This window comes from Mycobacterium arosiense ATCC BAA-1401 = DSM 45069 (assembly GCF_002086125.1).
Taxonomy (GTDB): Bacteria; Actinomycetota; Actinomycetes; order Mycobacteriales; family Mycobacteriaceae; genus Mycobacterium; species Mycobacterium arosiense.
The window spans coordinates 1-9,452 of the sequence record NZ_MVHG01000129.1 but is presented as its reverse complement, the minus strand read 5'-3'; the positions used below and the strand labels follow the sequence as shown (position 1 = coordinate 9,452).

The 9,452-nt window shown below is 66.9% G+C and carries 11 protein-coding genes; 4 read left to right on the top strand and 7 right to left on the bottom strand.

Annotated elements, in window-relative coordinates:
* Positions 1 to 76, top strand: a 76-nt coding sequence (locus BST14_RS31245; RefSeq protein WP_245845375.1) for a hypothetical protein, incomplete at its 5' end; no start/stop codon positions are given.
* A gap of 400 nt (positions 77 to 476) precedes the next feature.
* Here the strand turns inward: BST14_RS31245 and BST14_RS26620 are convergent.
* The 4 genes from BST14_RS26620 to BST14_RS26605 all read right to left on the bottom strand — a co-directional run bounded on the left by BST14_RS26620 (position 477) and on the right by BST14_RS26605 (position 4,001).
* Positions 477 to 998, bottom strand: coding sequence for a DoxX family protein (locus BST14_RS26620; protein WP_083067291.1), 522 nt, complete (start codon positions 996 to 998; stop codon positions 477 to 479).
* Between the two features lie 256 nt (positions 999 to 1,254).
* Positions 1,255 to 2,496, bottom strand: coding sequence for a WS/DGAT domain-containing protein (locus BST14_RS26615; protein WP_245845773.1), 1,242 nt, complete (start codon positions 2,494 to 2,496; stop codon positions 1,255 to 1,257).
* A gap of 11 nt (positions 2,497 to 2,507) precedes the next feature.
* The gene (locus BST14_RS26610) at positions 2,508 to 3,416 is read right to left on the bottom strand and encodes an alpha/beta fold hydrolase (RefSeq protein WP_083067293.1); all 909 of its coding nucleotides are present in this window, start codon (positions 3,414 to 3,416) and stop codon (positions 2,508 to 2,510) included.
* Between the two features lie 108 nt (positions 3,417 to 3,524).
* On the bottom strand, positions 3,525 to 4,001 hold the full coding sequence (locus BST14_RS26605; protein ID WP_083067290.1) for a VOC family protein: 477 nt from the start codon (positions 3,999 to 4,001) through the stop codon (positions 3,525 to 3,527).
* Between the two features lie 121 nt (positions 4,002 to 4,122).
* On the opposite strand from BST14_RS26605, the gene BST14_RS26600 reads away from it, so the two are divergent.
* Positions 4,123 to 4,986 (top strand): alpha/beta fold hydrolase, encoded by an 864-nt coding sequence (locus BST14_RS26600; RefSeq protein ID WP_083067289.1) that lies wholly within the window; start codon positions 4,123 to 4,125, stop codon positions 4,984 to 4,986.
* Here the strand turns inward: BST14_RS26600 and gnd are convergent.
* Both gnd and BST14_RS26590 read right to left on the bottom strand, forming a co-directional pair.
* On the bottom strand, positions 4,983 to 6,005 hold the full coding sequence (gene gnd / locus BST14_RS26595) for a phosphogluconate dehydrogenase (NAD(+)-dependent, decarboxylating) (protein ID WP_083067288.1): 1,023 nt from the start codon (positions 6,003 to 6,005) through the stop codon (positions 4,983 to 4,985). The genes BST14_RS26600 and gnd overlap by 4 nt on opposite strands.
* Before the next feature lie 16 nt (positions 6,006 to 6,021).
* Positions 6,022 to 7,431: a glucose-6-phosphate dehydrogenase gene (locus BST14_RS26590; RefSeq protein WP_083067287.1), complete on the bottom strand. Its 1,410-nt coding sequence runs from the start codon at positions 7,429 to 7,431 to the stop codon at positions 6,022 to 6,024.
* Positions 7,432 to 7,553: 122 nt separating this feature from the next.
* Here BST14_RS26590 and BST14_RS26585 point away from each other — a divergent pair, with 122 nt between their 5' ends.
* Positions 7,554 to 8,387 carry an adenylate/guanylate cyclase domain-containing protein gene (locus BST14_RS26585; RefSeq protein WP_083067286.1) on the top strand — a complete coding sequence of 278 codons (834 nt, stop codon included), beginning with the start codon at positions 7,554 to 7,556 and terminating at the stop codon, positions 8,385 to 8,387.
* Here the strand turns inward: BST14_RS26585 and BST14_RS26580 are convergent.
* Positions 8,339 to 8,548, bottom strand: a complete 210-nt coding sequence (locus BST14_RS26580) for a hypothetical protein (protein ID WP_083067285.1) — start codon at positions 8,546 to 8,548, stop codon at positions 8,339 to 8,341. The two genes, BST14_RS26585 and BST14_RS26580, sit on opposite strands and share 49 nt — an antisense overlap.
* 153 nt (positions 8,549 to 8,701) lie before the next feature.
* On the opposite strand from BST14_RS26580, the gene BST14_RS26575 reads away from it, so the two are divergent.
* Entirely contained in the window at positions 8,702 to 9,382 is a 681-nt protein-coding gene (locus tag BST14_RS26575) for a guanylate cyclase (protein ID WP_083067284.1), read from the top strand.
* Positions 9,383 to 9,452: the final 70 nt, after the last annotated feature.

The following is a 9,452-nucleotide window of genomic DNA, read 5'->3' as shown; positions in this document are numbered from 1 at the left end:
CGACCACGGCCAACCCCGCACCAACACCTACCACCACCCGGAAAAGCTGCTGGCCGATACGGACGACGACCCGTAGCTAAGTCTTGCGCAACACCGGCGCCGGCACGCCGATCAACAAGCATCGCACCGCATCCCAGGCGCGGCGCAGGGCCGTCTGCACCGCTGGCGGATCGGTGCCGAGGATGCGCGCCCATGCGCCACGCTCATCCGGAAGGATGCTTACTCCCGCTGCGGGTTGGTCAGCGACCGCGCCGTGCAACGCGTGAGAAACAGTAATCCGAAGTACCACTGCGGCATCAGGAAGATCTGGGCGATGTTGGCAAAAAACGACCGCCACAGGTCAGACCGTGGACGCCGACAATCCGCGGCGCTGTCCGGGTGATCGGCGTCTCGGCGATGGGTCTCCGATTTCGCTTCTGCTGACACTGAAAACCCTTTTGGCCGAATGCCGTTCGTCAGGTGCTAACCTCCGCCGACTACTGGGTTTGCTTGGCCGGCGGCCGGTAGAAGATTAGCAGTTGGCCGATGGCCCCGACCAAGCCCAGCGCCGCCGCGATCACCAGGCCCTGCCAGCCGTCCATCCAGTTCTTCCCGAAGACCAGGTAGTCCAGGCTGTACTTGCCCGCGCCCAGCGTGGCCACGCCGACTGCGCTGACCGCCAGCACCAGGTTGTACTCCCAGCCCTCCTTAACGATGAAGAAGCCGTTGGCGCGGTGCACGGTCCAGGCCGCGACCAGCATCAGCGACACGAAGCCCGCCGCCGGGATCGGGGTCAGAAAGCCGGCCGCCAGGCCCAGGCCGGCGGCCATTTCGGTGGTCGCCGCCACGGTGGCGTGGAACTTGCCGGGCTTCATGCCGATGCTCTCGAACCAGCGCGCGGTACCCGGGATGCGGCCGCCGCCGAAGAACTTGTTGTAGCCGTGCGCCGCCAACGTCACGCCCAACACCAGCCGCAAGATCAACACTCCGAGGTCATGGAACGTGTCATATGAAGTCATAACTGTAAACCTAGATCATGGGCCCGGTGGCAAGACAAGAGCCGCCGAGCAGCTATGTCGCTTGATCCGCTGGTCCGTGTGGGAACATTGCGGGCGTTCGACGTGCACCCGATCATCAGCTACGCCACAAAGGGGGTGCACCACGGCTCGTACCGAACGAGGCGGCGCCCGCCGAACCGAGTCAAGCAGACGAGACGTTCCGCCCATCGAGCACTCCGTGGTGTTGCTGGACGGCAGGTCGAGCCACCCGCGGGAATTAGAGCGCCGCGTCGAGCAGCGCCAGGTAGGCATCGATATCGGGCACGGCCGACGCCGCCGCGTGCACGCTGATCGCGATGGTGTCGCCGATGCCGTGCACGCCGTGCGTCAGCCCCATCATCGGCGAGAGCGCCGGATATCCCGACGTCAGCACCACCGGTGCGCCGCCGAAGCTGAGGTCGGCCGCACCGCGGTTGACGCTGGATACCACGGTGTTACCCGACACCTGCGTCGCGCGCTCCTGCGCATCGAATTGTTCTATGCCCCAACGCAAGAGTCCGGCGGGCACCGCGGCGAACGCGCGGTCGGCGGCCAGGCTGGAAGGATGCTCGAACCGGCGCCGGCCGTTGGCCAAGTCGGCCGCGATCCGGTCGGCGCGGGCATCGGCTCCGAGGTTCGGGTACAGCCCCACCACCACGTTGGCGAAGTGGTTGTATGCCCGCCGCACACCGGGCTTGGCCATCGGCACCTCGGCGCCCAGAGAATCGCATTGGCCACCAAGCAGGTTGGCGAGCGCCTGGGATATCGCGCTCAGCACGCCCACGGTGACCTTCGGGCCCGGCAGCTGCGAGCGGTGTCGCACCAACGTCCGCACCGCGCGGGCGCCGTCGGGACACGCGTTCGTCGGCAGCACCGGACGCGAACCGGACCCGGCGGCCAGCCGGCCAGCGCGGATGTCGCGCTGTAGCGCGCGGTGGGCACGCGCCGCCTGTGCGGTCCGCCATGGCAGGAAGCCGGGGCGTGGGGCGGGCACCTGCGGCACCGGCTGCGGCCGGCCGAACAGCCAGGCCGCCATCGCCGCAGAGCGGGCGCCGTCGGCCAGCGCGTGCGCGACCTGCAGCACCGCGACCGTCCCGGGTCCGGCGGCACCCGGAATGCCGCGCACCGGCGTGAAAACGTGTAGGCGCCAGGCCATCCGGCGGATGTCCAATTGGTCGTCGGCGAGGCCGGCCACCGCCGCCAGCACGCCGTCCCAGCTGTCATCGGCCGGCTCGTGGCGGGCCACCTGGTGGGGCGTGACCGCCGCCCGCACCCACCGCGGGTAGCGCAGCCGGTTCCGGTCTCTCACCCGTATCGCCAGCGCCGGCTCGGCGCTGGCCCGCCCGCAGAGTCGCTCGACGGCGCGCGGGTAGTCGGCGGGCTCGCCGTCGAACGCGTAGAGCAGGAATTCGTCGTTGGGGATCTTGGCCGACATCCAGTAGAACTGCGCATCGACGGCGGCCATCCGGTGCCCCGACACAGACACGGTTATCAGCCGGGTGAGCCGATGAACCCGAGCACCAGGTCGGCGACCTTGTCGGGTTGTTCGAGCTGCAGGAAGTGACCGGCATGTTCGACGATGCCGACCTCGCTGCCCGAAGGCAGCACCTTCTCGGCCCAGCGCGCGAAAGCCGGTGTCATGCAACCGTCGTCGCGGCCGTGCAGGTATAGGCAGGGCAGCACGGGTTCTTCGGTCCACAGCTCGTTCAGCGCGGCATACCGCGCCGGCGGCCGGGTGTCGCGAATGGTGGCGCGATACGGTCCCAACGCCGCGCGCCAGCTCTCCGGCGCCCCGATCGCGGCGTCGACGTGCCGCAAATCCTCGTCGGCTCGATAGCCGGGCGACCACCGCCGCCACAGCAGCGGTAACACCCAGGACGCGGAACGCTCTGGCAGCCAAGGCAATTGGAAGTAGACGATGTACCAGCTGCGGAAAACCTGGCGCGCCAGATGGGCGGCCAGCCGGCCCCGCTCGGCCGCACCACCGGCGCGCCGCCGAAACGCCGCCGCCGGTGGCACCGACATGATCACCGCCTTGGTGAACGGGCTGTCGGGCATGGCGGCCAGGCCGGTGCCGGCGATCGCGCCCCAGTCGTGGCCGATGATCGCGTCGTTCTCGGTGCCGCCCGCGGCCTCACGGACCCGCAGGGCGTCGTCCATCAACGCACCGACCTGATAGCTGCCGTCGACCGGGATCGACGACGGCGCGTATCCGCGCATGAACGGCGCGACCACCCGCCACCCCGCCGATGCGAGCCGCGGCGCGACTTTGCGCCAGCCATAGGGCGTGTCGGGGAAGCCATGCAGGCACAACGCGATGGGACCGTCGTTCGGCCCCCAGGTGAGGGCCTTGAGATCGCCCGCCGGCCCGGTCACGTCGATCCAGCCTGGTTCAGCCATGTTCACTCCCTGCTCGACGCCTCCGCAGGGATCAACCTAACCTGTGTGGCCTCGCGACGCACCGAACTTGGTCGATACGTCGTCAAAGCATCGCTGCAGCAGCGGTTTTCACTCGCGCACCGCGGCGGCTCGTTCCAGCTCGGCGATGACGATCTTGCGCATGCCATACATGGCGTTGGTGGCCGCCGCCGCCCGGCTGCGATCCGGATCGCTGACCAGTTCGTACAGCCGGTCCGGGACGATTTGCCAGCTCAGCCCGAAGCGGTCCTTGAGCCAGCCGCATTGCGACTCCTCGCCCCCGTCGGTCAACCGGTCCCAGTAGTAATCGACCTCATTTTGGTCCTTGCAGTGGATCGTGAAGGACACCGCTTCGGTGAACTTGAAGTGCGGGCCGCCGTTGATCCCGATGAACCGAGTGCCGTCCAGCACGAAGCTGCCGGACAGGACGGTACCGGGCTCGCCCGGCCCGGCGTCGGTGGTCCAGTTGAAGCCCTCGATGTGGGAGTCGGGGAACACCGACGTGTAGAACTTGGCGGCTTCCTCCAGGTTGTCGTCGAACCACAACGACGGGGTGATCGATGGCATGTCCGGGGCCTCCTTGACGGCTCGTGGGTGCTGCTAGGGATAGACCCCGTCAGCGAGGCAAACTCACCGCGTCGTCCACCCGCGCAACAGTGCTTAACCGGCCTATGTAACGTCAGACCGCATGAGTACCGTCAGCAGCAGTCCCGAGACGGTTGAGTTTGCCGGTGTCGGCGGGATCACCCTGATCGCCGACGAATGGAACCGCGGCTCCGACGGCGCCGGGCGGCCGAGCATCCTGATGTTGCACGGGGGCGGCCAGAATCGGTTTTCCTGGAAAAACACCGGCCAAACGCTGGCCGATGAGGGGCTGCACGTGGTGGCGCTGGATTCGCGAGGACACGGAGACAGCGCCCGCTCACCCGACGCCGACTACGAAATCGAGACGCTGACGGGCGACGTCATGCGGGTCCTGGACGCGATCGGTCGGCCGGTGACGATCATCGGGGCCAGCATGGGCGGCCTGACGGGCATCCTCGCCGCGCACCGGGCCGGCCCGGCGAAAGTGACCCGACTGGTCCTCGTCGACGTGGTGCCCCGGTTCGAAAAGGGCGGCAGCGCCCGGATCCGCGATTTCATGTTCAGCGGCCTCGACGGCTTCGACTCGCTGGAGCAGGCGGCCGACGCCGTCGCCGCCTACCTGCCCTACCGGAGCAAGCCGCGCAGCCCCGAGGGCCTGAAAAAGAATCTGCGCCTGCGCGACGGCCGCTGGTACTGGCACTGGGATCCGGCGTTCATGACCAAGCCGGGCGACGATCCCGAACTGCGCACCGAGAGCTTCGAGCAGGCAGCCAAGGGCCTGACCATCCCCGTGTTGCTGATCCGCGGCAAGCTGTCCGACGTGGTGAGCCCCGAGGGTGTGCGGCACTTCCTGGCCACCGTCCCGCGCGCGGAATTCGTCGAGCTGTCCAACGCCGGCCACACCGCGGCCGGTGACGACAACGATGCGTTCAGCGACGCGGTGGTGGCCTTCGTCAACCGCCGCTAGTTCGCCGGCTTCTCCGCGTGCCCGCCGAATTGCTTACGCATCGCCGAGAGTGCCTTGTTGGCGAAGTCGTCGAGCGAACGCGACGCGAAGCGCGACTGCAGCGCGGTCGTCAGCACCGGCGACGGCACCCCCTCGTCGATCGCCGCGATGGCGGTCCAGCGGCCCTCCCCGGAGTCGGAGACCCGGCCGGAGAACTCTTTGAGTTCCGGCGATTCGTGCAGGGCGATCGCGGTCAAGTCCAGCAACCAGGACCCAATGACGCTGCCGCGCCGCCACACCTCGGCGACCTCGGGGATGTCGAAGTCGTACTGGTAGAACTCGGGGTGCTCCAGCGGTGCGGTTTCGGCGTCACCCTCCTGCACCTGCTTGCCGATGTCGGCATTGCGCAGAATGTTCAAGCCCTCGGCGAGCGAGGCCATCATGCCGTACTCGATGCCGTTGTGCACCATCTTCACGAAGTGCCCGGCGCCGGACGGGCCGCAATGCAAATAGCCCTGCTCCGACCGCGCGACCTCGCCTTCGCGACCCGGCGTGCGCGCCGCGGCCTCGACGCCCGGTGCGACGCTGGCAAAGATCGGTTCGGCGTGTAGGAAAGCCTCGTCGTCGCCGCCGATCATCAGGCAGTAGCCGCGTTCCCGGCCCCACACGCCGCCGCTGGTACCGCAATCCAGTAGGTGAATTCCCTTTTCCGACAGCGTCTTTGCGTGGCGGATGTCGTCACGGTAGTAGGAGTTGCCGCCGTCGATGACGATGTCCCCGGAGTCGAGCGTCTCGGCCAGCTCGTCGATCACCCCGGTGGTGATGGTCCCGGCCGGCACCATCACCCAAACCAGCCGCGGTGCCGTCAGCTTCTCGGCGAGTTCTTTCAGGGAGGACACCCCGGTGGTCTTGTCGTCCCCCTCCATCGCCTTGACCGCGTCGGGATTGTGGTCGTAGACCACGCATTCGTGCCCGTCCTTGACCACGCGGCGGACGATGTTCGCGCCCATCCGGCCGAGGCCGATCATTCCGAGCTGCATCGTGTCTTCAGTCTCCTCACTGTTTCTTGGGCGTGCTGCGCGGCAGCCACGGCTCTTGCCAGCTGTGGTGACCACGCACCAGCGCCTGCGCGGCCTCGGGTCCCCAGGAGCCCTGGTCGTAAAGGTGGATTCGGCCCGGCTTGTCCAGCACCGGCTGTACGATTCGCCACGTTTCTTCGATGGCGTCTTCCCGGGCGAACAACTGGCGATCTCCGTTGAACGCGGCGTAAAGCAGGCGCTCGTAGGGCCGTACCGGTTCGCCGAGGTCCTCGGCGAACGACGAGTCCAGGTGGACGTCGTGCCATGAATCGCCCGCCTGTGCGGACAATTGCAGCCGCATCCCGGGATCGGGGTCGATGCGCAGCACGATCTGATTGCACTCGGGGGGCCGGCGATTGGGCAGAAATGAAAACCCCGGAACGTGGTGCAGAAACATCCGGACCTCGGTGACCTTGTCCGGCAGCGCTTTTCCGGCGCGCAGGAAGATCGGCACGCCGGCCCAGCGCCAGTTGTCGATCTCGGTCCGTAGCGCGATGTAGGTCTCGGTGGTGGAATCCTTTGCGACACCGGCGACATCGGTGTAACCGCGGTACTGTCCGCGCACGCAGCGCTCCGGATCCAGGGCGGGCATCGCCCGGAACACCTCGGCCTTCTTGTCGTTCAGGTCGTCGGCGCCGGCGCCGACCGGAGGCTCCATGGCGACCAGGGCAAGCACCTGCAGTAGGTGATTTTGCACGACGTCGCGAAGCGCGCCCACCGCATCGTAGAACTTGCCGCGGTCCTCGATCCCGAAATCCTCGGCCATGGTGAGGTGGATCTCGGAGATGCTGTCGCGGTCCCACAGCTTGGCCAGGCCGTTATTCGCGAACCGCAGGTATTGCAGCTCCTCGACGGGTTGTTTGCCCAAAAAGTGGTCCACGCGCAGGATTTGGTCTTCGTCGAGCACCGCGCGCAGTCGGGCGTTGAGGTCGCGCGCCGAGTCCAAGTCGTGGCCGAAGGGTTTTTCCACCGCCACCCGGGCCCGTTCCAGCAGGTTGGCTTTCGCCAGGTTTTCCACGATGGGCGCGAACAAGGCGGGAGGCATTTCCAGGTAATAGAGCGGGCAAGAATCCGACGGGATCTTCTTGGCCAGCCGCATGTAGAGGTCGGCGTCGGTGACGTCGCCGTGCAGGTAGGACAGCCGGTCGGCCAGCCGATCGAAGACGGCGTCATCGAACTGCTCCCCCGACGCCTTGATCGCGTCGCGCGCCCTGTCCTTCAACTGTTCGACGCTGATGTCGTCACTGGCCACACCCACGATCGGGTGGTTGAGCATGTCGCGGCGCTCGAGCCGGTAGAGCGCCCGGAACGTCATTTTTCGCGCCAGGTCACCGGTGATTCCGAAGACCACCAGCAGGTCAGATGGGTTACTGTCGTCCTCGGCCAAAACCGTTCCTCCAGAAAGTCACCTGATCGGCTCCCCTTGAGATCACTACCCGCGGCCGGCGGAGTCAACACTAGACACTGCCGATAGGGCCGACAACCTGGGCCGACCGCGGCCTTGAAAGGATGACCGGCATGGCTGACGCGCTGCACGTCACGGTCTACGTTCTGGCCGGGATCGCCGCGATCGAAGGTATCGCACTGATCGTACTGTGGCGGATGCTGGTGCGCGGTCAGCAGGAAATCGACGAGTTGCGCCAACGGACCGACACCCGCAATCAGTTGCTGTCGGGCGGCCGCGAGGCCGTCAAGAGGGTGTGGGACACCGCCAACCTGATGCGCAAGGAAGGCTTCGGCGCGGCGGTGCGCAGCAGCATCGAAGACCTCGCGGACTGGGCCGAAGTCGAGCGACCCGACCTCGCTCGCGTCACCCCGGACGGCCGGGTGGTGATCCTGTTCTCCGACATCGAGGAGTCCACCGCGCTCAACGAGCGGATCGGCGACCGGGCCTTCGTCAAGCTGATCAGCTCGCATGACAAGCTGGTCTCAGATCTGGTGCGGCGACGATCCGGTCATGTGGTGAAGAGCCAGGGCGACGGATTCATGATCGCCTTCGCCCGCGCGCAGGACGCGGTCCGCTGCGGTATCGACCTGCAGCACGCCATGCGCAGGGAGGCAAATCGCAAGCGGCGCGAAGAGATTCGCGTTCGGATCGGGATCCACATGGGCCGCTCGGTGCGCCGCGGCGACGATCTGTTCGGACGCAACGTCGCGATGGCGGCGCGGGTCGCCGCGCAAGCGGTGGGCGGGCAGATTCTGGTGAGCCAGCCGGTGCGCGACGCGCTTTCCGATTCCGACGGCATCCGGTTCGACGACGGCCGCAATGTGGAGTTGAAGGGGTTTTCGGGCACCTATCGCTTATTCGCCGTCGAGTCTCCGGGCGATCCCGAGCCGGACTGAACGCCGTCCCCGTTGTATTCGGCCAACCGCTGATGCAGGCGGTCTCGGACCTGGTCCGCGGTGTATGCCCGCCGCTTGCGCTGGTCGCGGACGACCAGCACGCCCCCGGCGACGACACCGGCGGCACCGGCCAATCCCAGCCACTTCCACACATTGCGCATAACATCAGGCTATGCGCCGCCGGGTCGTCATGGCCCGGTTGTGATTGACTTGTGTGCCGGCAACGTTCGGCAAACGCATCGCGCGTGCCGTGCCGCCGGGCCGATACTGGCGATGGCAATGGCGAAAGCTGCAGCGGCGGACAAACTTACAAGATGCTCAACTTGAACCAAGCGCTCGAAGAGACCCGCACCGGCGATCTTTGGCTTTTTCGCGGAGGCTCGGGGCCGGACCGCGCGATTCAGACGCTGACGAACAGCCCGGTGAACCACGTCGGCATGACGGTAGCCATTGACGACTTGCCGCCGCTGATCTGGCATGCCGAACTGGGTGACAAGCTCGTCGACCTGTGGAGCGGGACGAATCATCGTGGCGTGCAACTCAACGACCTTGCGCAATCGGTGTTGCAGTGGTCGCAGCGCTACCACCAACGCTGCTGGCTACGCCAGCTGACGCCGCCGGCCACCGCCGAGCAAGAGAACAACCTGCTGCGCGTGATCGCGCGCATGGACGGCACCGCGTTTCCCACCACCATGCGGTTGACCGGCCGGTGGCTGCGCGGCCGACTCCCGAACGCATACGACTGGGCAGCGGGAATCCCTATAGTGGACAAGAAGGTTCGCGAATCGACACAACGGCGCAAGGAACGCCAGCGACTCGGCCTGGAAGCGGCCTGCTGCGCGGAGACGGTGGCGATCACCTACGAGGAAATGGGATTGCTCGCCACGGAGAAGTATTCGAACTACTTCGACCCGGGGTCGTTCTGGAGCGGCGACCGGCTCCCGCTCACACCGGGCTATGCCCTGGGGGATGAAATCGAGATTGCGATCGGCTAGGGCGTGTCTGACAAATGGGGTAGCCAGAGGGTGATGGCGCGTAGGACTGCTGCGCCGCGGTAGACGACGG

What these genes read in the sequence shown, in the direction of transcription:
- BST14_RS26620 (WP_083067291.1), bottom strand. Translation starts at nt 998, where the DNA reads ATGACTTCATATGACACGTTCCATGACCTCGGAGTGTTGATCTTGCGG.
- BST14_RS26610 (WP_083067293.1), bottom strand. Translation starts at nt 3,416, where the DNA reads ATGGCTGAACCAGGCTGGATCGACGTGACCGGGCCGGCGGGCGATCTC.
- BST14_RS26605 (WP_083067290.1), bottom strand. Translation starts at nt 4,001, where the DNA reads ATGCCATCGATCACCCCGTCGTTGTGGTTCGACGACAACCTGGAGGAA.
- BST14_RS26600 (WP_083067289.1), top strand. Translation starts at nt 4,123, where the DNA reads ATGAGTACCGTCAGCAGCAGTCCCGAGACGGTTGAGTTTGCCGGTGTC.
- gnd (WP_083067288.1), bottom strand. Translation starts at nt 6,005, where the DNA reads ATGCAGCTCGGAATGATCGGCCTCGGCCGGATGGGCGCGAACATCGTC.
- BST14_RS26585 (WP_083067286.1), top strand. Translation starts at nt 7,554, where the DNA reads ATGACCGGCATGGCTGACGCGCTGCACGTCACGGTCTACGTTCTGGCC.
- BST14_RS26580 (WP_083067285.1), bottom strand. Translation starts at nt 8,548, where the DNA reads ATGCGCAATGTGTGGAAGTGGCTGGGATTGGCCGGTGCCGCCGGTGTC.
- BST14_RS26575 (WP_083067284.1), top strand. Translation starts at nt 8,702, where the DNA reads ATGCTCAACTTGAACCAAGCGCTCGAAGAGACCCGCACCGGCGATCTT.